The organism is Methanohalophilus sp. RSK, from assembly GCF_003722075.1.
In the GTDB taxonomy this organism is placed as follows: Archaea; Halobacteriota; Methanosarcinia; order Methanosarcinales; family Methanosarcinaceae; genus Methanohalophilus.
In genome coordinates this window covers 63210-87072 of sequence record NZ_RDSK01000009.1, presented here as the reverse complement: position 1 = coordinate 87072, position 23863 = coordinate 63210, and the positions used below count along the sequence as shown (strand labels likewise).

At 41.1% G+C, this 23863-nt stretch carries 19 protein-coding genes and 1 tRNA gene; 7 read left to right on the top strand and 13 right to left on the bottom strand.

What is annotated here, in order from left to right; genetic code table 11:
* Positions 1 to 176 precede the first annotated feature (176 nt).
* Positions 177 to 2924 carry a UPF0182 family protein gene (locus EFE42_RS03375; RefSeq protein ID WP_123135916.1) on the bottom strand — a complete coding sequence of 916 codons (2748 nt, stop codon included), beginning with the start codon at positions 2922 to 2924 and terminating at the stop codon, positions 177 to 179.
* Between the two features lie 180 nt (positions 2925 to 3104).
* Between EFE42_RS03375 and EFE42_RS03370 the strand changes: the two genes are divergently transcribed.
* From EFE42_RS03370 to engB, 4 genes are all read left to right on the top strand, one after another.
* Positions 3105 to 4715, top strand: coding sequence for a hypothetical protein (locus EFE42_RS03370; protein WP_123135915.1), 1611 nt, complete (start codon positions 3105 to 3107; stop codon positions 4713 to 4715).
* Between the two features lie 13 nt (positions 4716 to 4728).
* Positions 4729 to 4875 carry a hypothetical protein gene (locus tag EFE42_RS10475; protein ID WP_158599183.1) on the top strand — a complete coding sequence of 49 codons (147 nt, stop codon included), beginning with the start codon at positions 4729 to 4731 and terminating at the stop codon, positions 4873 to 4875.
* 94 nt (positions 4876 to 4969) lie between these two features.
* Positions 4970 to 5947, top strand: a complete 978-nt coding sequence (locus tag EFE42_RS03365; RefSeq protein ID WP_123135914.1) for a DHHA1 domain-containing protein — start codon at positions 4970 to 4972, stop codon at positions 5945 to 5947.
* A complete protein-coding gene (gene engB, locus EFE42_RS03360) occupies positions 5944 to 6567 on the top strand; it encodes a GTP-binding protein EngB (protein WP_123135913.1) in 624 nt (207 codons plus the stop codon). Before EFE42_RS03365 ends, engB begins: the two co-directional genes overlap by 4 nt.
* A gap of 13 nt (positions 6568 to 6580) precedes the next feature.
* Here the strand turns inward: engB and EFE42_RS03355 are convergent, their stop codons facing one another.
* The 9 genes from EFE42_RS03355 to EFE42_RS03315 all read right to left on the bottom strand — a co-directional run bounded on the left by EFE42_RS03355 (position 6581) and on the right by EFE42_RS03315 (position 14916).
* On the bottom strand, positions 6581 to 7180 hold the full coding sequence (locus tag EFE42_RS03355; protein ID WP_123135912.1) for a TatD family nuclease-associated radical SAM protein: 600 nt from the start codon (positions 7178 to 7180) through the stop codon (positions 6581 to 6583).
* Positions 7177 to 7524, bottom strand: a complete 348-nt coding sequence (locus EFE42_RS03350; RefSeq protein WP_123135911.1) for a gamma-glutamylcyclotransferase — start codon at positions 7522 to 7524, stop codon at positions 7177 to 7179. The genes EFE42_RS03355 and EFE42_RS03350 overlap by 4 nt, the downstream gene beginning before the upstream one ends.
* A gap of 2 nt (positions 7525 to 7526) precedes the next feature.
* Positions 7527 to 8717, bottom strand: coding sequence for an NAD(P)/FAD-dependent oxidoreductase (locus tag EFE42_RS03345; protein WP_123135910.1), 1191 nt, complete (start codon positions 8715 to 8717; stop codon positions 7527 to 7529).
* 46 nt (positions 8718 to 8763) lie between these two features.
* Positions 8764 to 9216, bottom strand: a complete 453-nt coding sequence (locus tag EFE42_RS03340) for a hypothetical protein (protein WP_123135909.1) — start codon at positions 9214 to 9216, stop codon at positions 8764 to 8766.
* Between the two features lie 11 nt (positions 9217 to 9227).
* Positions 9228 to 10706 (bottom strand): dihydropteroate synthase-like protein, encoded by a 1479-nt coding sequence (locus EFE42_RS03335; protein ID WP_123135908.1) that lies wholly within the window; start codon positions 10704 to 10706, stop codon positions 9228 to 9230.
* A 70-nt stretch (positions 10707 to 10776) separates the two neighbouring features.
* Positions 10777 to 11937, bottom strand: coding sequence for a cell division protein FtsZ (gene ftsZ, locus EFE42_RS03330; RefSeq protein ID WP_123136128.1), 1161 nt, complete (start codon positions 11935 to 11937; stop codon positions 10777 to 10779).
* A 359-nt stretch (positions 11938 to 12296) separates the two neighbouring features.
* On the bottom strand, positions 12297 to 13010 hold the full coding sequence (locus tag EFE42_RS03325; protein ID WP_123135907.1) for a UPF0280 family protein: 714 nt from the start codon (positions 13008 to 13010) through the stop codon (positions 12297 to 12299).
* Between the two features lie 14 nt (positions 13011 to 13024).
* Positions 13025 to 13411 (bottom strand): 4Fe-4S binding protein, encoded by a 387-nt coding sequence (locus tag EFE42_RS03320; protein ID WP_123135906.1) that lies wholly within the window; start codon positions 13409 to 13411, stop codon positions 13025 to 13027.
* 2 nt (positions 13412 to 13413) lie between these two features.
* On the bottom strand, positions 13414 to 14916 hold the full coding sequence (locus EFE42_RS03315) for a homocysteine biosynthesis protein (RefSeq protein WP_123135905.1): 1503 nt from the start codon (positions 14914 to 14916) through the stop codon (positions 13414 to 13416).
* A 161-nt stretch (positions 14917 to 15077) separates the two neighbouring features.
* Here EFE42_RS03315 and EFE42_RS03310 point away from each other — a divergent pair, with 161 nt between their 5' ends.
* Complete coding sequence (locus EFE42_RS03310) at positions 15078 to 17855, top strand: PAS domain S-box protein (RefSeq protein WP_158599182.1); 2778 nt, start codon at positions 15078 to 15080, stop codon at positions 17853 to 17855.
* 14 nt (positions 17856 to 17869) lie between these two features.
* Here EFE42_RS03310 and EFE42_RS03305 read toward each other — a convergent pair whose 3' ends face one another.
* Complete coding sequence (locus EFE42_RS03305) at positions 17870 to 19531, bottom strand: ATP-binding protein (protein ID WP_123135903.1); 1662 nt, start codon at positions 19529 to 19531, stop codon at positions 17870 to 17872.
* Between the two features lie 368 nt (positions 19532 to 19899).
* On the opposite strand from EFE42_RS03305, the gene EFE42_RS03300 reads away from it, so the two are divergent.
* Both EFE42_RS03300 and EFE42_RS03295 read left to right on the top strand, forming a co-directional pair.
* Positions 19900 to 20619, top strand: coding sequence for a peptidylprolyl isomerase (locus EFE42_RS03300; protein ID WP_123135902.1), 720 nt, complete (start codon positions 19900 to 19902; stop codon positions 20617 to 20619).
* 64 nt (positions 20620 to 20683) lie between these two features.
* Positions 20684 to 20768: transfer RNA gene (locus EFE42_RS03295), tRNA-Ser, on the top strand.
* A gap of 39 nt (positions 20769 to 20807) precedes the next feature.
* Here the strand turns inward: EFE42_RS03295 and EFE42_RS03290 are convergent.
* Entirely contained in the window at positions 20808 to 21335 is a 528-nt protein-coding gene (locus tag EFE42_RS03290; protein WP_123135901.1) for a DJ-1/PfpI/YhbO family deglycase/protease, read from the bottom strand.
* Between the two features lie 117 nt (positions 21336 to 21452).
* Positions 21453 to 23834 carry a response regulator gene (locus EFE42_RS03285; protein ID WP_123135900.1) on the bottom strand — a complete coding sequence of 794 codons (2382 nt, stop codon included), beginning with the start codon at positions 23832 to 23834 and terminating at the stop codon, positions 21453 to 21455.
* Positions 23835 to 23863: the final 29 nt, after the last annotated feature.

Below are 23863 nucleotides of genomic sequence, written 5' to 3'. Positions count from 1 at the left end.
TCTAATAAAGAAGGCCGGTGAGATGCTTATAAGCGTCCGGATGCCTAAAGAACATAGCGATGAAAATTATATATAATTATCGATGTGCATCAACCCCGCAGACGTACCAAAAAAAAAGGCTATGCAGCCTTGTTAAAGGCTGCAATATCTATCTGCAAAGAATCTTGTCCTTCCTTTTATTCGGTTGCTGTGGAATTGTCTTCAGCCAGGCTCTGTGAAAGCTGGTTTAGCACATCTTCCATCTGATCTATTTCTTCCCCATAATCGGCCCAATTGCCTTCTTTCAGATATTCCTGGGCCTGGTTGTAATGGTCCAATGCCTGTTGTGCAAGCTCCCGGGAGGTTTGGGATACTTCCGGCTGATCGGTTCCTTCTTCCCTGTCAACCCGGCCTTCAACCAGCATTTGCAGGGATTCTTTCAGATTCTCTCCCATGACAACCTTTTGTCCCGAAGAAGCAACAACTCTTCTGAGCTCCGGAATTTCAGATTGTTCGGCACTTATGAACAGGGGTTCTGAATACAATATCGAGTTACCTATTGGAATCACAAGCAGGTTTCCCCTGATTACGCGGGAACCGGTTTGACCCCAGAGGGTCAGTTGCTCAGAAATATCAGGGTCCTGATCGATTCTGGACTCTATTTGGGTAGGTCCATAGACAAGTTCTCCCTTTGGCAATTCGTAATGCTTGAGCTGTCCATAGTTTGGCTTATCACATCTGGCTGCAATCCAGGCAATCATGTTCTCTCTGTTACGGGGTGTAAACGGTTGCAGCAACACATACTCCAATCCACCATTATCGGGTAATTTGGTGATCATGTAATAGGGTTCCATCTCAATGCTGCTTCCCCTGTAAACTTCCCTGGGTATTTCCCAGGCATCCTCTTTATTGTAGAATTCTTCTGCAGATTTCATGTGGTAATTTTCGTATAAGTCCATCTGAACACTAAAGAAATTCTTGGGATAGCGAATATGTTTTTGCAGGCCTTCTGGCATTTCATCAAATGACTTAAACAAATCCGGGAATATCTTAGAGTAGGTATTCACGACCGGTTCGTCCTCCATCATATAGAAATCAACCGTTCCATCATAGGCATCTACAACAACTTTCACTGAATTCCTGATGTAATTAATACCGTTAAACTGCGCTCCGTAATAGGTTTCAGAATAAGGATACTTGTTAGACGTAGTGTAGGCATCCATTATCCAGTAGAGCTTGCCTTCATGGATTACCGGATACGGGTCATTGTCATATTCAAGGAATGGTGCTATTTCCTGAGCCCTGTCCTCGATCTGTTGACGGTACAACAAGCGGGATTCATCATCGATATACTGGCTCAGGATAAAATTCGGTTCACTAAAGGTATATGCGAATATCAGCCGCTTTACAAATGAATCCAGTAGTATTCCACCTTTACCTTCATATTGTGTAAATGCATTCTGCCCTTGCTTTGGATAATCAAATTCATCCTTTCCGGTATTTACTATATTGTAATTCCGGTTGATTTCCCCGTAATATATCCGCGGATTATCAACTTCAAATTCTCCCCTTGGAGGAATATCCTGTAAGACGAATTCAGGTCTACCGTCTTCGGTCTTTGTACTGACAGGATTCATAACCATCCCGTAACCATGGGTATATACCAATTTTTCATTGACCCATGTCTTGGCTTCAGGGGATAGTCGAGAGGTATCCAGTTCCCTGGCCGATATCATATACTGCTTGTAGCCGTCGTCCATATGATAGCGATCTGTATCAACATCGTTGAAAGTATAATAGGTTCGGATCTGCTGAAGCTGTTTATAGGTCTGCTCCAGGGCACGCCGGTCCCATATCCTTATATTATCAATCACCTCTGAATTGTCTTCCAGCTCTGATGAAGTCAAATTCATATTGGCTTCGAATGGCTTTTCTTCAACATCAGAAAGACCGTAAGCAGTTCTTGTATAATTGATATTGTATTGCAGGTAGGGTTCTTCAAGCTGGATTTCAGTAGGTTCTACCTTGAATTGCTGATAAACCCCCGGGACAAAGGAACTGGCCACTATAAATAGTGCTATAAGGGCTATAGCCACAAAAGGTATTTTTATGTTTTTCAGCTTTACGTTGGCCAGTAAAGCAATTGAGGTCAGTACTGACAATACAGTCAGGATGGTGAAAATCGGCAGACTTACGTTCACATCGGTATATCCGGCGCCTGCGACAACCCCTTGCTGGGAGAATAATATTTCATACCTTTCAAGGAAAAATCCAAAAGCAATTAATGCAAACAGGAATGCAAGTATTGCGGAAATATGGACCAGAACTTTTGTGGGCAATTTGTCCATAATTTCTTTTAAATCGATTGACTGATTCAAAAAATAAGGTTCTTCAGAGTCTTCTATTTCAATTCTATCGGAGCTGAAAATGGGTTCAAGCCTGTAAAAATAAAGAGCCAGTACCAGTATCAGAGAAAGGATTGTCAGGCCGAGGAAAACGCCTCTTATCATATGAAGGAAAGGTAACTGGAATACGTAAAACCCAATGTCATTCATAAGAATGGGGTCTTCTAATCCGAAAGATGTACTGTTAAAATATAACAGTATAGTTTTCCAGTTTCCACTGAATATGAGGCCAAAGATAAATGATACAGCCACAATTGACACCAGAATTATCTGGGAATCCACTTTTTCGGATGTAATGTTCTTCTCTGTAAGGATCTTATCAATTGAGTCTCGGGCAAATTTTGCATTTATATAAAGGAATACAAATGCAATTATAAAACCGGGAATTATTGCAAGTAATTTCCATTGTAATATTGTTGTAAATACGGATGTATATCCTACCATGTCAAACCATAGGTAATCCGTGTAAATTCCTACCAGGGGACTGATCCCCACAAATAATGCCAGAATTAACAGGAATATAATTTTCATATCTTTCATAATAAACCCCATGAGTAATCTGACTCATATAAAAGTCTCATTTAGAGAAGAAGTTGAACGTTAATAAACCTTTTTTCCCATATCATTGGGATAATTATATGAGTATTGGTACATTAAATCAATACACAAAGTAAATATAATCTGCCTTATATACATCCCCACTAATAAAGAGGTATATCCATGCATTCAAGACTTTTCTTATCCCTCCTGTTAATTTGTGCTATGGCCACCACAGCATCTGCTTACACACTTGATGATATCGAGTGGGACACCAGTATCGATTCTACAACCCTTCATTGGGGAGATTCCGTGGAGGATAATGGCTATACTATTACTGCTGAGGATTTTCAAAAGGATGAACACGTCTATATCAGCATATCGCAAAGTGGACAAACCTTGAAACATGGAGCATTGCTTGTTGGCGATAATCTTGAATACAGGGATACTGAAGAGGGAAAAGACATACGGGTCCATGTAAATAAGGTCGAGGTCAATATTGACGAGTGGACTGGAAATATGGAAGACCCCACCGCTGAAATTCAGATTGATAATCGTGGGGAACCTGAGTTTGACATTAGCATCGAAACAGACAGGGATGAATACGACCCCCGTATAAATTCCGAAACCGAAATTGAAGTCACATTGAATATCAAAAACGATGGTTCAGCCAAAGCTGAAGATGTTCAGTTTACTGTTGATCCGGCAGGAATGGATGTTGTTGAAGGTGATCTTACAGAAACCATATCTTCGCTTGAGATCGATGAGACAACAGATGAATACAAATTGACTTTAAAGGTACCTCACCTATGGGAAGAGACTGACTTAGACATTGTTGTTACAGCAGGTGGATATGATCTCAACGGGGAATTGCATGAAAATGAGGAAAGTGAGACTGTAACCATCGCTCCTAAGGTTGAGTTAATGATAACCAAATCCATACCTGAAGAAATATATATGGATGAAACAGCTCGGGTTTCAGTTTCAATACGTAATAATGGTCTTTATCATGTGGGTGATATTGCTGTAGAAGATGAAATCTTCGATCATATGGAGCTGCTTGATGACGTAGCTCTTAATAAGAAAATTTCTCTTGAGGCAGGAGAAACCATTAAACTTTTTGAATATTCACTGAAACCCACCAAATCAGGAGAATTCACAGCACCCGGTACAGTTGCTTCTTTCAAAGCACCTAACGGGAAAACCTATGAATATGACTCGAATGAACCAGAAATTGAAATAAACGGCCCGGTAATATCAGTTACACAGAGCACGGAAACTTTAACAGTTAGGCCATCAGATGAAGTAAAGGTTTCTGTAAAAGTGAGCAACAAAGGAAACAGGGATGCGAGTGTGAACGCAATATCTGAAATACCAGAGGATGTTACCTTTGTAAGTGGAGAAACCGGTCTGGATCAGGTTATTCCAAAAGATGAATCGAAAAGTTATAATTACATTATTCGTGCAGGAAATGATGGTAATTTCACAGTACCTGCTGTTAGAGCTTCTTTTATTGACATGGAAAATTATAAAGGAGAAAGGGTCTCCAATATCCTGCAAGTTAATGTCACCAACACTTCAACTCAGGAAACAGCAACTGGCACATCAAACAAGGATGATTCACAAACATCTGATGATGATGGAGATGATAATAGTATTTTCAGTGATGATGAATCAAATGGTGGATCCGGTTCAGGTGAAAATAATGAAAACAACAAAGTTGAACCCGGATTTGGTGCATTGATGGCAATCTTTGTATTGGCAGGAATATATGTATTTGGGAAAAAACGGTAAGTGAAGGAAAAGTATGAAGTACAACCTCACATTATTGCCTTTCAGGATTTTTCTTTTTTTTCTGGTAATCCTTTTTGCGGTAAATATAGCTGTAATGGCAGTTTCGGCAGATGATATAGATCGGAAAGACCCGGAAGAATATACTCTCGATTGGGGGTGAAGAGGTTAATAAAAGATTTTGTGAATGTAACAATGAACATCATATATGATTCCCTCAATTTTTAATAATTGTAGTGCTATTGACACAACAAGACATGAAAAAAACTGATACAATTATATTCACACATGGTGATTCGGACGGAGTATGCTCGGGAGCCATAGCCAAAAGTGCATACCCGGATGCCAGGGTCTATTTTACCAGTCCGGTGAGTCTACATAATAGACTTGATATGGCTGAAGATTATGATAATATCATTATCTGCGATATAGCCGTGGATGAACGCTCATGTGTAAATCTCTACAATAAGATTAATGATATTGCCAGTCGTGCAGATGTCACCTATATTGACCATCATCCTCTTCCAAGGATGTGCTGGGATGAACCCTGGTTTTACCATGACCTGGATACATGTGCCGCAGAACTTACATACAAGGTTTTTAAATCCCGTCTGGAAAGGGATATCCGCAGGATTGCGGTGTATGGTGCAATAGGTGATTATAAGGATAATACACCTGCAATTAAGAAATGGACAAGGGATTGGGATAAAAGAAGTCTCTATTTCCAGGCAGGAACATTGATCCAAGCATTGCAATATGTTGGCAGGAACTATGATTTTAAGAGAGAAATCACTGACCCTCTTTCTACTGATCTGATTCCTTCTGAAATACCCAATCTCATTCCCTGTGCAAAAAAAGCATCAAGAATTGAAGAAGAGTTGAGGATACGTGTAAAGGATTTGGTCCATCCCCTTCATTCCATAGCTTATGTACTTGATCCTGAAGGTTACCTTTCCAAATCCGCAATCTATGCAGCTTCTTATGGAAGAAAAGGAATAGGGATTGCAGCCGAACACAGGAATAATAAAGCTGCTTATGATCTGAGCTTGCGCTCCCGGAACAGCAGTGTGGATATCAACCTCCTTTTGCGAGATCTTGCTCCCAAATACGGAGGTAGTGGCGGCGGGCATCCAGTGGCTGCAGGGGCCCGTATTCCGGAAGGAAAACTTGATGAATTCCTTCAGGAATTTGACCGTAGGGTGAGTCTGGCCGAAACAAAGCAGGAGGATTTATGAATCCTGCTGTAATCCCAAAAAACAATGATTTTGAAATTGTATTTGCCGGTCGCTCCAATGTAGGCAAATCCTCTATTGTAAGAGCTCTTTCCGGACGCAAAGTGAAGGTCGGCAAAAGGCCTGGTGTCACCCTGAAACCCACTCATGTGAAGAAAGGGGAATTAGTGATTACCGACCTTCCCGGCTTTGGATTTATGAATGGTGTAAAAGAGCGCAAACAGGATATCGTAAAGGATAAAATCGTACGTTATATAGAAGAGGGAAATCAGCGGATTAACATCGCTGCTATAGTAGTTGATGCAGGTTCTTTTGCTGAGGTTGTGGATCGCTGGGATCAACGGGGCGAGCTTCCCATTGATATAGAAATATTCGATTTTTTTACAGAAATGGATCTTGAACCCCTGATAGTTGTAAATAAAATGGATAAGGTCAAGGAAGAGGATAAAGATAGGGTCCTCGATGCTATTATTGAAAGATTGGGGCTTTTTCCACCCTGGAGACAGTGGATTGGCAGGGTAGCACCGATAAGTGCTAAAAAAGGAGATCTGCAGGCCTTAAATTCTATTCTAAAGAAGCGCATCCACTCGGCTAAAAGGGATTCCTTGCTAAAATACATATGAATATATGTAATTGTTAGCCCCTTATGCGGAAATCCACGCCCATGTCCCAAGCCATCTGGCTGCATTTTTCAGTATCGATTTCAGGAACATCTACCACGCTGAAACGTACATGGAGGCCTGCTTCTTTTGATTCTTCCGCAAATTTCAGCAGGGCAGCATAAGAGTTTTGGTAGAATGGTTTACAAATCCTGTCATAAACTTCTGCGGATTCTGCGTTAAGGCTGACTGAAACTGCATCCAATCCGACATCCACAAGACAATCAACCACATTGATCCCGGGATTTATAAGCTGGCCGTGTCCATTGGTATCCAGTCTTACATATGTTCCCTTTGCTTTCAACCAGCGGGTGACAGCAATCAGTACGTCAAAACGGGCTGTAGGTTCCCCGAATCCTGTGAAAACTATCTCTTTGTACTTTTTCAGATCATGCTTTTCCAGTTCTGCAATTATTTCATTTTCAGAAGGGTCCTTTTGAAGCCACAGATTATATCCATATAATCCTTCTCCCTGGTTGCGGATACAAAAATAACAGTCCGCACTGCATTGATTGGTTATGTTCAGGTACAGGTTACCATGGGCCTCATAGCATATAGAGGGTTCATCAGTTTTCATTTCTTCCAAACTCCATCGGGAATAAGAGGAAAGTTAGAGGTATTACATTCAGAAGTATCAAGAAAATACATCCCGGCTTCTCTGTTGCTTTCCAGTTTTACTTTTTTTCTTGTGAAGAACTTGCCTTCAAGTATATCAAGGCTATTTAACATATCCCTGTCAATACAATATACTTCTCCCTTGATATTACAACAATTGCCAGTGTCCACAACAGCTGGAAAACTACCCAGATCGAACATGCAATATTGATCAGCTGTAGTATCTTTTCCAATAAATACAGAATCCCTAATTATATGATGATTGGAGAATCCATTTTTAAGAGTCCCATAAACAAAAATATCCATGATTAACCCAATCCGAAATTCAGCTTTGTGAGTGTTTTTTTCACAGGATCAGGAAGTTTGCCACACTGGATTGCTTTCATGTGTTGTGGTGAGATAGTCTTTATGGCCTTTGACATCAATCTGTCAGATCTCATCAGGTTGTCCATCATTTTCCGGATATAAACAGCAGTTTTTATCTCCAGTCCCATTTGCTCCCTCCATCTCCTTTCATAAATGGAAAGTTCGCATTTACCTGCAATATATTTTCCAGCCGTTTCTCCTGCCAGTTTTCCCCCTATCATCGCCGTGGGAATCCCTCCGCCGTTGGTAGCGATCAACTGGCCTGCAGCATCACCGGCAAGCATTACATTGTTTGAGACAGTTTTCTCGGGAGCACCCCCTACCGGCACCACTCCGGAAACCACGGAAAGTATCCTTGCATCCTGCAGTTTATCGCTGGCAATCGGATGTTTGTTCATGAACTTTTCCAGATAATCCCGGGCACACATATTCTTCTCGAAAAGCACTTCCCGTATCCCCACACCGACGTTTGCGGTGTTTCCTCCCTGTGAAATAATCCAGGCATATCCACCGGGAACATACTCTTTTCCGAAATACATCTCTACGGCATCCCTGTCCGCCCCGGTGTTTGCAAGTTCATACTCAAAAGCCGTTCCGATTCCCATTGGATCATGTTCCCGTTTCATGCCATGGGCTCTTGCAACAGTAGAATTTGGACCGTCTGCACCTATCAGGACTTTGCCCCGGATTGTCGATGGTCCAAAGACTCCGTCCACTTCAATTGCATTTCCATGAACATTTGTGACATTGGTTCCAACCATCAATTCGGCGCCTTCTTCAGCTGCCCGGGATGCCAGGTGTCTGTCAAACCGTCTCCTGTCTAGTGAATCAGCCTCTACTTCAAAACCCTTTGAGTAGCCGTCGGGTGCAATAAAACGCTGGTAATTGCTGGTAGCATGCACACAGCTCTTCGGATAATCAAGCAGGGTGTAGGGAAGGTCTGCATCGGGCACAAGTTCATGCAGGGTATCGGCATGGGGCATAAACCCACCGCATTGAAGGGGCACACCGATGTCTTTTTTCCTGTCCACAAGTAAAACGGATGCATCTCCCCGTGCGGCATACATTGCAGCTGTGGTGCCCGCAGGGCCGGCTCCGACAACTACCACATCATATATTTCATCGGGATGCATGGGAATAATTGCTACTTTGGTATTGCTTATAAACCTATTTCGTCAATCACATGCCGCCCCCAATCTGGGACAGCTCGAATTCCATGTCATCGGGGACTCTTGCAGTGAATACAAAAACAGTATACCTGAGTTTCCTGGCCTCGGAGATAGCTGTCTTTTGCCTGTCGCTTAATTCCTCAGTAGAACTTATGCACAGCATCTTGCGGTTTGCTCCAACCAAAAAATCAAATTGTTCCGCATAAGCATTCAAGAAATCAACCATATCCCGGAGTTCATCCCAGCGACTGCACATATGCAGGCTTTTCGTAGAAGAATTTTCTACATACCAATCTTTACTCATATAGGGGTAGGAATCATACTGATCCTTAATTTCTTCATAGGCTTTCTGAATTCTGGGCATGTCCTTTGCAAGGTTTACCCATTTCCATTCATTCTGCGAAAAGTATTTCCCGGCCAATATGTCAGCAATTTCTTTTTTATCTTTTGAATCAAGTTTCATGAGATCACCTGTTAAAAATCATCGTCCTGTACATAGCTCCTGTCAAATTCAATCGCAATTTCAGCTTTTTCCAGTTCCCTTCCAAGATAACCGGCATGCTCAAGACTTGTGACAAGTCCTTTATCTATTATCATGTCCAGGATTTCTGCAGCATTTTTACCGATGATAGTTTCCTTTGCATGTTCTGCGACTATGTACCTTTTTCCATCATTTATATGTGTAATTCCTATATGGAATGCTCCGGCTGGATCCAGTTGCCAGTTGGGGTTACTCTTTGCAGTAGATGCATCATCGGGCATATCTATATCCGGTCGCTTTCGTTTTTCTTTGATCATGAACATGTCAATTCCCAGGTCCTTTGGGGAACTGTGCCTTTCCTCTGCCAGTTTCATCATTGAAGAGGCAGTTTTTAGCTCGGCAATGGAACCCTGGGTCTTATCACTGTATTCGGGTGTGAAAAGAATGGCTGCCCCGACCTCATGTGCGATTCCGCACAGGGTTGCATTTATACCTATAGAATCAGCATCCATAAGTTCTGTAACATTGCCGGCCCCAAAGAATAGAGGGATATCCGGGTAAGTATCACGGAAATTTCTGTATCTTTCTACAGAAGATGTAAATCCATGGCCAATTGGATCCAGCACAGGGTCTGCAATTATATTTTCAATTCCTAAGTCCTTTGCTCGTTTGATATTCTGCACCAATGTGTCATATTTGCTGCCACTGTCGGGGATGATCACAACCGCACACCCCTTTGCCGCGATCTCATCTCCAAGCTCATCAATATTTGTGTCATTGAGGCTGAGGATCATATCAATATCAGCATCAATTGCACTACGTATATGGCCAGAATCCAGTGTATCCACACTTAATGGTAGTCCGGTCACTTTTCTTGCATTGAGAATGGCTTCATGGACGTTTTCAGGGGGTGTATCTATAGCCATACCCAGATCGATGATATCAACACTTTTACGGGTGAATTCTGCCACTTTACTCTGAAGATGGTCACAATCCATATTTCCCGCATCAACGATTTCGCCCATGATTTTCATTTGGGAATTGCCCCCTATTTTGGTGTCATTGAGTATTAAAGGAGCAAAAGCATTCTTTTCCATCTGGCCCAATTTTTTGTATGCTTCCTGTTGGCGTATATCTTTAAGCAATTCACAAGCAGGGACTTCATTTGAAAATTGCACATCTCCTGCAAACCGTATCGCGTAACCCAGATCATAAGCGTGTTTTGGACCTAAGTAGACAGGGCAACCTATTTTGTTTGCAACGCCTGTGAAATCACCGGGGACAAGACCGGGAACAAGGACCATATCAAATTGTCCGGGTTTAAAATTATTGTCTTTATAGGAATGAATTAACCTGTGTGGAGTGATGAAAGCAGCCACATCAGTATCCACAATAAGTACACTTGTGTCAGAACCAACCGCATGACGAACTGTGTTTTCCGCCAGCTGACCTGTAGCTACAAGAATTTTCATGGGAGAAGAATCGGTTGGATATTAAAAATAAGTATCTGTGAAAGATGCTTTTGATGCATCTTTCCAGATTTTAATTAATTATGTCTATGATAGAACCGCCATTGTCAGAAGAGCGATTCATAGGTTCAACTACCTGACGGCTTCCATTTGGAACCCTGGTATAACGTGATTCGGTATTCTTTTCTACAATATCGGCCTGATATTGAGGTCCGAGTACCTGTGCTGACTGCACTCCGGTCATAATGGCCATTACACGAATCTTTCCTTCATAGTCATCGCGAATTCTGGCTCCCCAGATTACATTTGCATTTGAGGACAATTCGTATGTCAGGGATGCTGCAACTTCTTCAGCTTCCTTGAGACTCAGGTCCGGTCCTCCGGTAATATGTACCAGGCTACCTGTGGCTCCGCGGTAATCGACATCGAGAAGTGGGTGATTCAAAGCTGCCCGGACTACATCTTCACTCTTGTCCTGGTTCTTACTTTCCCCGACAAGCATTACAGCCACTCCACCACAGCCCATAATAGCACGTATGTCTGCGTAATCCAGATTGATAAGGGATGGCTGTGTGATCGTTTCAGTGATTCCCTTTACGGTTTCAGCGATTAGCTGATCCATTACTGAAAACGCCTGCTCGATAGGAAGGTTTGGTACATAGTTGAGAAGCCTGTTGTTGTCAAGTACAATAACAGTATCTGCTGCATGACGGAAATCCTCAATTCCCTCTTCTGCTTTCACAGCACGGGCCCTTTCTACCCTGAATGGACTGGAAACCATACCTACTACAATTGCTCCCTGTTCTTTTGCGATATCAGCCACAACAGGGGCCACACCGGTACCGGTACCTCCTCCCATTCCTGCAGTTACAAAAACAAGGTCACTTTCCTTGAATACTTCTTCAAGGGTTCCGCGGGCAAGGTCTGCGGCTTTGGCCCCGACTTCCGGGAAGCCACCCGCACCAAGTCCACGTGTTAAGGTTTTACCCACAAGGATCTTCTTGTCAGCACGTATATGATCAAGATGTTGTTTGTCTGTGTTTATAGCAATAGTTTCGGCACCTTCGATACCGATATTATACAGACGGTTGATGGTGTTGTTTCCGGCGCCTCCGCAACCAACAATGGTTATCCTGGGAAGTCCGAATTCAAAATCGTCTTCCTCTTCAAAATTCTTGCGATACTCTCTTTCCTGTTCTGATAGTTTTAATGCATCTTGCACCATGGACTGCACATTCATCCCCTCTTGATGATTCGTGACGTTACGGTTTTTTAGGTAATGACAGGGTATCCAGCATCCCCGATATACGAAGAAACTCTTACCGCTATCCCCAATTAATTCTCTCATGGCCGCCCGCATACTTCACTTACGGACGGGAATCCCGCCGGAACTACATGTAAATCAATCAGGACCAATTGTTGTTTGGAAACCTGAAATTTATCTCTTAATTATTGTAGCCCTCAGGCATTCGACATTCGTTCGAATTAAGTCCGACTTTCAGCGGCCAAGCACCCGCCTTTGATCTGACTGAATTCTTACATTCGTCTGACTTATTATTTATAAATAGTTGTATATAAGGGTATCCATTTATATCATCCTTTTGTGATACAATCGTAATCTACACGGGTTTTGTTAAGCCTGGGTAGATTTCCCCACATACCAACATAATCGCCCTGAATAACAAAGGCACCATTTATTCCCTCAATCCCGTCTACTACTTTAAATGCTTTTTCCACTGCCTCCTTACCAGTATCAGTAGCATTTGAAAGAGCTGTTGCAGCAGCATCAGCAAGGGATACATTTTCTGAAAAAACGACTGCAGCATCTGCCATTCCAAAACTGATCGATGGGCCAACAGTGCCTGATGAAGTACATATCCCGGCCACATTGTCAATAGGTTCAAGCACAAACCCAATATCCTTTACTGCGGATTCTCCCGCATATATACCTACCACAATCTGTCGGTCTGTTATATAGGCTATGTCTCCTCCATTGTCAACCAGTGCAAAACTTGCCCCTGCCTCTACCATTGCTTCAACAGCAAGTGAAGCAATCGTACCGGCCACGGCACTCATTGGACCAAGGCCCATTGTACTTGAAGCATCTGTCATTCTCCTAACGACTTCAGGAGAATCTTCGGAGCATGAATGAGGTTCCAGTGTAATCTGAAAATAAGGGTCCCTTCGAATATAATCCTCAAGTAATGACCTGTGGAAGCCAATAGCTTCTTTGGCTGCTTTCACATGGCTGGCATCATCTGCATGGATGCTAACTATCGTTTCCTTGAGATGGTAATATTCTTTCATGCTTTGTGAGGAGCTTATTTCTCAAGGCTCAGGGCACGATGCGGACACATCTTGATACAGGTGCCACACTGTATACATTTTTCTGTATTCTGGGCAATACCCCAGTCATCATCAAAGGAAAACACATGTGCAGGACAAACCGATATACAGGCTCCACACTCTACGCATTCTTCTTCATCCCTGACTATCGGATAATCTAGAACTGTTACCTTAGCACCCTTTGATTCCAGTGCTTTTCTTATAGCCTTGAAATCGTCAGTTTCGACCTCGGCAATTATCTCTCCGTAAGTGGAATCGAAATGTGCCTGCGAGATGTTCAGGGCAGTTCTAGTTTTAATCATTGATTCTGCAAGTATGGGCTCACCTATGACATTGGATGAAATGTTGATTTTTATCATCATTCTCACCGCCTCCTCGCAAACAGTTTGCTGATATCATTACTCGTGATTATACCGATTACATATCCGTCATTATCTATCACAGGCATTGCTGATACATCCTTCATGTCAAGATTGCGTGCTGCAATATCTATGGGATCAGTGGCATTGGAGGTGAGAACCTTTTTTGTCATGATATCCTTCACATAATTACATCCCGTTTCAGCAACAGCTTTGGATATGTCCCATGCAGTCACAATACCTGCCAGTTTTCCATCCTCTGAGACAACAGGCAAATGGCTAAAAGTATTTTCCATGATCATTTTAGCTGCTTCATGGAAGGTTGCATTCTCATCGATGACTACTACATCTTTTGCCATTATATCCTGTACTAATGGATTTCTGGTTGTTTGTCTCATTGGTTTGCATGTGGCTTTTGCAGGAAGTCTCTGGGAGGGGCTGTTTACAAAAAATTCTCCAGCTGCGACCCATTTTTTCAGTTCCCCTGCAATCTCACGTGATTTTTTGAAACTTGACATAGAGGATGTGGGTGTATCTCTGCCGTTTATTTCGATGCTACCGGTGCGTAGTTCTTCATAATTGACCTTTCTGAGAACAGGCCTGTCCCTACTTGGCACGCCGTAATCCAGTACGTTTGTCACTACATCTTTATCTGTAACTGCGGTTGATTGTGCAAGTTGTTCATTCAGGATAGGTATAGGTATGCCCATCCCAACGTAGAGGGAAGTGCCGTATTCATGGAAATTCGCCGCACGAATATAATCGGCACTCATATCTTTCAGGTCACCCCTAAGCATCAATGTACCAAAATTAGTTTCCGGGCTGTGCTGTGTTCCTTCCCCAATAATATGTCCTTTTGTCCCACCAAGGAAGATAGGGGTACCAACTCCTATTGTCTGGTAATCAGGATCATTGGATAATGGTGACAGTACGCCGGCGCCGGAATAGGTTACATTTCCATAGTTGGGAAGTAACGAACCCATATATGTGTAAATCGTTCTGTTTATCCCGTTAGTAGCAACATTGTACTTCTGATACCCGTTACGGGGGTTGATCATAATTGCCTGGTTCAGGTCATATATGTTGAGTGTAGTGTCAAGCGTTTTTCTGGGATAACAATCAGTACCATAAGATGTGGCATGAAGATCAATGGATTTTCCGCGTATCAGGTCCTCAATTACATGGGCCCCACCATAATCGAAACCTTCAGTCTCGGAAAGTTGTCCTGCGCCTATAAAGGCATCTACTGCAGCTACGCCTGAGTAGGCTTCCACACCATTCAAAAAAACCTTATTCATTTTCATTGGTGGCTCTGGGTGTCCGAAATTGAGCCAGACTCCTGAGGAACACATTGCTCCAAATGTACCGGTAGTAACTACATCAACTTCCTTGGCAGCCTCTTTTGCACCCAGTTCTCCCAATATACCTACCATTTCCTCAGCCGTCACAACATTGACATTACCCTCTTTTATTCTCCTGTTTATCTCCTCTATGGATTTTTCTACCATGAAATCTACCTCTGTTAATATCAATTGGTAATATTAGAGTATATATATATTACTTCTGGTTATTGGATATAATTCTTTTTTGTTTTTGTGAATCAAAGAGTTATTATATTTGGTGAAATATATGGCAAATGGGAGTTGGTATGGTGTTAATGGGTACTAGCATGCATAATTCATTATTTGACGATATGTTTTACGAAATTCTGGCAGAGGATATATCATTTGACCAAAAGATGGAAGAAATTGCAAAAGCCCTTCCTCAAGTACTTCGGTATCCGGAGAAGGCATCTGCAAGGATATTGTTTGGTCCTTATTCTTATAAGTCTCCTGGCTTTAAGCAGGGTGAATATCAAATCTCTTCTTCGCATATATCCAAAAATGAAGAGAAAAGCCATGAGTTATGTCTTGAGTTATTTTATAATAACCTTTCATTGAAAAATAATTACGAACCTTTCACTTCTGATGAAAAACAAAAACTTGAGTTTATTGCAAAAATTTTGTCTGTATTTATTAATAAGGAAATCAAATTGAAAAAAGCCCGGTATGATTACGATTTCCTTTTGGGTAGTACCAATGAAATTCCTTATTCCCTAAACAGTGAAGGAAAAATTGTCTATATTTCACCCAAGATTCAAGAATACGGTTTACGTCCTGAACAAATGATTTCCCGGCCATTTACAGATTATTTATGTCTGGATGATAGGTATGAGTGGTTGAATATATTTAAAAAAATAAAGTCAGTGAATATCTTACCTCTTAAAGCACAGATGCGTATTCAGAATTACAGTAAAGAGTTGCATTGGTTCCAGAATCATATAGATCCAATATATGATGAAATGGGGAATTTTTTGGGAAGTAATGGTTTACTCAGTGAAATAAACAGGAGAAAAGAGGCAGAAATCCATTCTCAGGAACAGTCCAATGCGTTTCGTTTTCTAGCAAGAGCGTGCAATCAGTTCGTAGACCCGTTTTTTGAAGATATTGGTCTGCTTATAGAACCAATTCTGGAAAAGATCAGGGGAATTCTTGATGCAGATTCAATTTTTATCTATGAACTAAACCATAGCGAAAATAATATGCATCTAACACATTACACTTGCGTGCCACTTTTAAAAGGTAGATGCGAATTGGAAATGGATAAATTAAGCTCACTGTCAACTGCACAATTCCCGACTATAATTGAGAAATTCCAGAAAAATGAGCCATATTATGTGAATTCTATAGAGCAACTTCCAGATTCTGAAAAAAATCTGAAGGGACTCTTGACAACATTGGATCTTGAATCGGCTCAGATTATGCCTGTACATGTCGAAAATCAGTTGGTAGGATTTATCGGTGTAGTTTCGGCCACAAAAAACAAACATTGGCCATCCTATAGTGATGATCTCCTCAGGATATTGTTTGATTCTATATTCAATGCAAAGGAACGTGGTAAGACCTATATGATGCTTGATAATACAATGCATCTTTACCGTTCTCTTTTTGACAGATCAAACGATGCTATCTTAATCCACTCTTCTAAAGGTGACATAATAGATGCCAATAGAAGTGCCTGCAAAATAATTGGCTGTTCCCATTCTGATATGTTATCTATGAAATTTGCTGATCTTTATCCTCATGAATCTAAATATATGGCACAGTCACGATCAGCAATCCAGAAAACATTGAATGAAGGATCTACACGTTTCGAATCGAAAATGAAACATATGAATGATTCAGTTATTGATGTTGAGATCAGTTCTTCTGTACTTGATAAAGAAAATAGTATCATGCTCAGTATAGTCAGAGATATTACCGAACGTAAAAAGTACGAACTGGAACTGGAAAGTTATCGCAAACATCTGGAAGAACTTGTGGACAAACGTACCTCCGAACTGCAAACTGCCAATTTCTGGGTCTCTGCTCTCTATGACAATGCTCCTATCGGTATCGGTGTGCTTAATAAAGATCTGGAATTGATTGATTTTAATAAAGGCATGACCGAACTTACTGGTATTCCGAGAGAAAATATTGTAGGTAGATCCCTGTTTTCTATATGCACTGAAGGATCTTCGAAGTATCTTGATAAGGACTTAGGGCCAGATATTCTTGAAAAACAATTTTCCACAGAGTTGCACTGGGTATGCAATAAAAAACACATCTGTATACAGTTCAATTCTCAGCCACTGGATTTGAAAGATTCCCCCCAAAAGGTAATCTTTACTGCACAGGACATTACACGAAGAAAACAGGCTGAAATCTCCCTTATAGATTATGCAGGTCAATTGGAGAAATCTAACGAAATGAAGGACCTTTTTACCGATATAATGCGCCATGATCTTTTAAATCCTGCAAATATCGTGAAAGGTTTCACAGACATACTCATAAAGAAAGAAAAGGAAGAAAAAAAGATTCATTTCCTATCAAGGATCAGGAATAACACAGAACGCTTGATCGATATGATCGAAAACACAGCTTACCTGTCCAAACTTGAATCTACTGAAAACCTTGAACTGCAAAAGATGGACCTGGGTCGAATATTAACTTCCTGCATTTCAGAGATGGCTCCTCTGGCTGAAAATGAAAATATGGATATAATACACGATCTGCAACAGCCATATCCTCTAAAGGCCAATCCTATAATCAAGGAGGTTTTTATCAATCTGCTTTCAAATGCAATCAAATATAGCCCCTCTGAAAGTTCAATTCATGTAGGGGTACATGATAATGACGATTCATTTAAAGTAATGATTACGGATGGGGGTTCTGGAATTGCTGATGACGATAAACCATACATATTTAACAGGTTTAACAGAGCACAAAAAGGAAGCATAAAGGGTACAGGTCTTGGCCTTGCAATAGTAAAAAGAATTGTCGATTTACATGGCGGCAGCGTTGGAGTGGAAGATAACCCGCAAGGGCAGGGTAGTGTTTTCTGGGTATATATGAAAAAAAGACCCTGAAAAACAATACAAATTCAGGTCTTGGGTAATTTCACATGAACTGTAGTACCCAATCCTTCCATACTCCTTGCCCATATACTTCCGTTATGAATATCGATTACCTTTTTGCATATATGGAGTCCCAGGCCAACACCATTATAGATGCGGGTTGTGGAGCCATCTATTTGGTAAAACATGTCATAAATACGCGGAAGTTTTTCTTTTGGTATGCCTATACCATTATCTTTTATCTTTATGTGTATATATTCTTCTTCCTCTTTCAGGGTAATTTTTATTCTACCGGATCCCTGTGTGAATTTTGAGGCATTGTCCAGTATATTCAGGAAAACGTTTGTTAGCCTTTCCCTGTCACCACAGATAGGGGAGAGTTTACTTTGGAGATCAATGCCTATATCGACATCTTTTCCTTCTGTGTGGACTTTCATTTTATCCATAGCATCCTTTATGATTTCACCAACATCAACTTCTTCGAAGTGATACTGGTATTTCCCCTCCTTTTCCATACTCATATAAAGCAGGGAGTCAATTAGCCTTTTGAGCCGGTCTGCATTACGGACAACTGCCAGATTTGCTTTTTTCTGGTCTTCGTTTAATTCACCCAGTCGTCCTTTATCAAGCAGGTCACTGAATCCCTTGATAGATATCAGGGGTGTTTTCAGTTCATGGGTCAGGTTTGCGAGGAATTCACTCTTTAGCTTATCCAGATTTTTAAGGTCTTCATAGGCTCGCTGGGTTATCTCGAAAAGTTGGGCATTTTCAATTGCAATCCCGATGTGTTTGCCTACATGCTCCAATACTTGCAGGCTTTTTTCACTGACCTCATGATTGAGGGGGATAGAAAGCTGGATAAAACCCATTATTTTTTCCCTGGAATAGAGGCGGAATAAAAGATACTTTTTGCGCTGCATTTGGCCCTGGTAATGGAAAGTATCTTCTGCAACAAGGGGGCTGGATGGAGAACCTGCAGAATTATCAAACATGTTTTCGACTGCAGAATAGTGAATGCTTTCAGGATATTCTCTTTCAGGACCTATATAGGCACGCAACACTGCCTCCTTTTCTTCTGGATTTATTATGTATACCCCACCGGCAGTAATGTCAAGAAGGTCTCCCATTTCCATTAGCATTTCATCAAGGAGGTCATCCACATCAAGAGATTCTGATGCAAGAGCAGATGCTGAATATAGGATGGATATGTCACGTTCTTTTTCCAGAATTGTCCTCTCGGACATTTTACGGTCTGTTACATCAAGCAAAATTCCATGGTATTCCAGATTATCATCACATTTGCAGGGGAATGTAATCTCTGAAATCCATTTTATGCTGCCTGAAGAATCTACAACACGGTATTCACAGGTAAACTGATTTGACGAATTTTTCCGGAAACTTTCAAACTCATTATTGACAAAGCTGCGATCTTCGGGATGGATTAATTCATTATATGTCATCCTCCCTTCCAGGAAATCTTCAGGCCTGTATCCAAAAATTGTTACTCTTTCAGATACATAATTTGTCCTGACACGCTGTTCCCCCTCCCAAAAAAAAACAATCATGGGGCTTTTATTGATTATTTCTTCGAAGCTTGTTGCAACTGTGGAAATATCAGTGCCTTTATATTTGTTCCCGGGCTTAAGATAATTCAAATTGTAACCCTGTACGGACTTTTCTGTAACCATTAATATTCATCCCTTCTCCATCCTTAATTAGCAAAATTATATTTCAATGGAGTGCTCTTTTTTAAACATATATAAACTTATATATGTTTTGTGGAATATATAATATTGTTGTCAATGTATAGAAATCAAGTCCATACATATTATAATTGAGATGTTATTTTTATTTTAAATGTATTTCATTTTCGTCATTATTATGAGAAAAATATATATAGCATGTTTTGTTGCACTATTCTTGCATAAATGACTCATATGGTCGTTTTACCCGTTCATCCTGTCGTCTAGTTTCCAAAAAGTTATATAAAGGCAGAAGGCTATACGGGACAGACCTTTAACATATCATACCAAAACTAAATTCAGAGTTGATTATAGTGGCAATCGAGAACGGAGATTTCATAAAAGTATCATATACTGGTAAATTCGAAGGCGACCTGATTTTTGACACTACCGATGAGAAGCTGGCCAAGGAAAACCAGATATTCAATCCACGTGGAGTTTATGGCGGTGATGTGGTAGTTGTAGGTGCCGGTCATACCATTAAAGGACTTGACGAGGATTTTGTTGGCAAGGATGTTGGATACAATGGAGAACTTGTTATTCCTCCTGAAAAAGGATTTGGAGAACATGATCCCAAGCAGGTTGAGACTATTTCCCTGAATAAGTTCGAGGACCGTAAAGCAACTCCCGGGATGGGTGTAGAAATAGAAGGAAAACGCGGTGTGGTCACCAAGGTCATCGGAAGACGTGCACGTGTTGACTTCAATCATCCCCTTGCAGGCAAAGAAGTAACTTATGAATACACCATTGAAGAGAAACTCGAAGGAGATGTCGACAAAATTAACGGTCTGCTTTCCCTTTACACAGGAGTACCAGAAATCGAAGTTGAAGTTGAAGATAAGACTGCCATTATCAATATCCCCGTTGCACTGAGTTTCAACCAGCGCTGGCTCATGTCAAAGAACAGGATTGCTTCTGAAATAATCGAAAACATCGGAATGGAACAAGTCAAATTTGTCGAGACTTATCCGGTAGGATTCCCTGCAGAAGAGGCAGAAGCAGAAAGCGAAGCTAATGAATCAGGTGAAGAGTAATTCTTCGCCAATTTTTTATATCATAAGCGCTGTTCACCAGCTGCTTGTGATTGTTTTTCATTATGCTGAGGTAGCCAAGCGGCCTACGGCGCCGGTCTTGAAAACCGGTGGTGCTCTGCGCCCCGGGAGTTCGAATCTCCCCCTCAGCGTCTCTCTATTTTTCTAATAATCAAAAAAAAGAAGGTAGATTATTCTTTCAGGAATTCCAGAACCTCTTTGCCGAATGAGCGGGCAGCTTTTGGGTCTCTGGCAGTGATTATATGGCCGTCTCTGATAACATCCTGGTCCTTATATTCGGCTCCTGCCTTTTTGATCTGTTTTACGCTTTCCGGATCATTGAATACGGTGCTCTTTTTGCCTTTCAGTATTCCTGCTTTTGCCAGCACTACCGGCGATATACAGATAGCAGCGATTAATTTCCCCTGTTTGTAGGCATCCTGGACAATTTCATGCAGTTCCTTGTTATCCCAGAGATATTGCTTTGCACCTCCGCCTCCTGAAATAACGATGGCATCATAGCTATCTGCCTTTTCAGAGGAAATGGTTGTGTCGGGCTTGACTTTACCTCCAAGCATCCCTCTGGCAACTTTATTTTGGTTTGTTGCAACGGTTATATCAAATCCTGCCTTTTCAAAGATCTCTCTGGGTTGAAGGAATTCTTCGTCACGGAAATTTTCCTGGGCGATTACCATTAGTATTTTCTTTTTATTATTCATATCGATCACCGTATTATGGTATCTGTTGTATCCTATTTGGTATTACCGATTACAATCCTAATATAACAAATCATCCTGGACTTCTCAGTTAATCCTGGTTTATACAAAACTGGTAAATTAATTTTTCATAGTTTTGAGATTATTGATCAGTTGTACAAGTTCCTGACGTCGGAACATTCCTTTATGCATAATGCAGGCAACATTATCGTCAAGCATTTTTCTGTTTTCTTCGGTAAGTTCCTGTGCCGTACAGATAATAATAGATATATTCGAAGTCGAATCCAGGTTTTGAATATATTCAATAACATCATAGCCACTGTACTCTGGCATCATCAGATCAAGCAGGACTATATCAGGTTGCTGTTTTTGGAGAATTTTGATAGCTTCTTCTCCTCCGGCAGCATCCAGTATCCCAAAACCTTCCGAATCCAGCATGGAATGGATAAGTTCCCTATCTTGTTCCTCATCATCCACCACAAGAATCGTTGTCTCTTCTGGTTTCATATTTTTCCTGACTCTTTCAAGTGTTTCGATAAGGTCTGTTTTGTCAACAGGCTTTACAAAATAATCCTCCGCCATCCACATGTTATCGATTTTGGCCTTGTCCAGTACGGATATCATGATAACAGGTATGCCCCGTGTATGGCTGTCCTTTTTGAGTCTATCAAGTACGGTCCAGCCGTCCTGGCCCGGCATCATTATATCGAGGGTGACGGCAAGCGGTTTGATTTCCCGGACCTTTTTTATTATCTGATCTCCTCTTTCCACTCCGACTGCATGGTATCCTTTAGAACTCAGCATCGCAAGTAGAAGTTCTCTTGATTTTGGATCATCTTCAGCAACGACAACTACCGGGTCGTCTCCTTTAGGATTGTGAGGTGCAGCGACAAAGGTTTCCTCATCCACTTTCGTCTCAGGTATTTTCTTTTCAACTTTATCTTCCGGTATCAATTCGTTTGTTTCTGCAGGATCAACAGGTATGGAAAATGTAAATGTGCTGCCTTTTCCTTCTTCACTTTTCACTTCAAGTGATCCGCCGTGAAGTTCTATGAACTTAGTTATAAGTGCAAGACCCAGTCCTGTACCTTCATATTCTCTATTTGCCGATGAATCAAGCTGGACAAAGGGTTTGAACAATTTGTCCCGATTATTTTCAGCAATGCCTATGCCTGTATCCTCTACAGCCACAAGCACCATATTTTCGGATGTGGTAGGAATAATTCTAACATTCCCTCCCTCCGGGGTGAATTTTATCGCATTACTTAACAGATTATAAAGCACTTGCTTAATTTTTCCTTTATCTGCTTTTATTTTTGGAATGTTTTCGGCTGGTTCTATCTGTAAGTTTATGGATTTCTTGGATGCCAGTGGTGAAATGATTGTTTTAACTTCTCTGAACACATCATCAAAATAGAACATCTCGTACTGGAGATCCATTTTTCCTGCTTCTACTTTTGATATATCAAGGATGCTGTTTATGAGCTCGAGCAAGTGTTTGCCGCTTTTAAGCACATTTCCCACATACTTGGTTTGTTTTTCGTTCAGTTCTCCAAAAACCTGGTCCAGTAGTATATCCGAAAATCCGATTATGGAATTAAGTGGGGTGCGCAATTCATGACTCATTGTCGCCAGGAATTCACTTTTTGTGCGGTTGGCAGTTTCAGCTTCTATTTTTGCATTTTCCATCGCAAGTTCTGTATTTTTACGTTTTGTGATGTCCACTACAATACCGCTTACAATAACCGGATTCCCTTGTTTGTCTTTTTCTGTAATTGCACCCCTGTCGTGATACCATTTCCATTTACCACCCTTTGTCTTTATTCGATAGTCCACTTCATAGGTAGGACATTTTCCTTCTATATGGCAACGCATTGCTTCCATTGCAATTTCCTTATCATGGGGGTGCAGCAGTTTCATGAAATCAGTATAATGCGCATCTTTAAATTCATCAATGGAATATCCCAGTCTGGTAACTTTGCCCGGATCAAAGTTTACTTTGCCACTAGGGATGTCCATTTCCCACCAGCTAAGGTTGCCTTCTCCCATTGCATTCTGTAATCGGTTTTCTAATTTTCCAATCTCTTTTTCATAGCGGCGGCGCTTGTCTTTTACATTTCGGTTTCTGATGTCCTTGTTCAATCCCTTTGACACCAATTCAATCATTTTCACTTCTTCATCCAAAAAATCTGTATTTATTAATAATTTGTTCTTGAAATACTCCAGTTTGCCTTTTGTATTTCCATTGACGTTGATGCTGTGCTCAAGTTTAAGGTCAGTCTCAAGGAAGGTGGTGCTTGTAAATATTTTATCTTCAAAAGTTATGCGTGCAAAATATTGATTTCCACCACATCTGTCTGCCAGAAGTTCTGTAATATCCTCCATCAGCTTATCTGTATTCTCTGAAGATGCCAGGAGATCGTAAAAACTGTCGAGACATTCCAATATCTGAAGGCCACAAAAGTTTTCAGATTTTGTATCAGTATGTTTTTTGGTGGTCATGGCTATTGGTTCCTTTTGTATATACAAAT

Coding starts and splice junctions, on each gene's coding strand:
- EFE42_RS03355 (WP_123135912.1), bottom strand. CDS start 7,180: ATGAAAACTGATGAACCCTCTATATGCTATGAGGCCCATGGTAACCTG.
- EFE42_RS03340 (WP_123135909.1), bottom strand. CDS start 9,216: ATGAAACTTGATTCAAAAGATAAAAAAGAAATTGCTGACATATTGGCC.
- engB (WP_123135913.1), top strand. CDS start 5,944: ATGAATCCTGCTGTAATCCCAAAAAACAATGATTTTGAAATTGTATTT.
- EFE42_RS03315 (WP_123135905.1), bottom strand. CDS start 14,916: ATGGTAGAAAAATCCATAGAGGAGATAAACAGGAGAATAAAAGAGGGT.
- EFE42_RS03305 (WP_123135903.1), bottom strand. CDS start 19,531: ATGGTTACAGAAAAGTCCGTACAGGGTTACAATTTGAATTATCTTAAG.
- EFE42_RS03320 (WP_123135906.1), bottom strand. CDS start 13,411: ATGATGATAAAAATCAACATTTCATCCAATGTCATAGGTGAGCCCATA.
- EFE42_RS03335 (WP_123135908.1), bottom strand. CDS start 10,706: ATGAAAATTCTTGTAGCTACAGGTCAGCTGGCGGAAAACACAGTTCGT.
- EFE42_RS03285 (WP_123135900.1), bottom strand. CDS start 23,834: ATGACCACCAAAAAACATACTGATACAAAATCTGAAAACTTTTGTGGC.
- EFE42_RS03350 (WP_123135911.1), bottom strand. CDS start 7,524: ATGGATATTTTTGTTTATGGGACTCTTAAAAATGGATTCTCCAATCAT.
- EFE42_RS03290 (WP_123135901.1), bottom strand. CDS start 21,335: ATGAATAATAAAAAGAAAATACTAATGGTAATCGCCCAGGAAAATTTC.
- EFE42_RS03325 (WP_123135907.1), bottom strand. CDS start 13,010: ATGAAAGAATATTACCATCTCAAGGAAACGATAGTTAGCATCCATGCA.
- EFE42_RS03345 (WP_123135910.1), bottom strand. CDS start 8,717: ATGCATCCCGATGAAATATATGATGTGGTAGTTGTCGGAGCCGGCCCT.
- EFE42_RS03375 (WP_123135916.1), bottom strand. CDS start 2,924: ATGAAAGATATGAAAATTATATTCCTGTTAATTCTGGCATTATTTGTG.
- EFE42_RS03370 (WP_123135915.1), top strand. CDS start 3,105: ATGCATTCAAGACTTTTCTTATCCCTCCTGTTAATTTGTGCTATGGCC.
- EFE42_RS03310 (WP_158599182.1), top strand. CDS start 15,078: ATGCATAATTCATTATTTGACGATATGTTTTACGAAATTCTGGCAGAG.
- EFE42_RS10475 (WP_158599183.1), top strand. CDS start 4,729: ATGAAGTACAACCTCACATTATTGCCTTTCAGGATTTTTCTTTTTTTT.
- EFE42_RS03365 (WP_123135914.1), top strand. CDS start 4,970: ATGAAAAAAACTGATACAATTATATTCACACATGGTGATTCGGACGGA.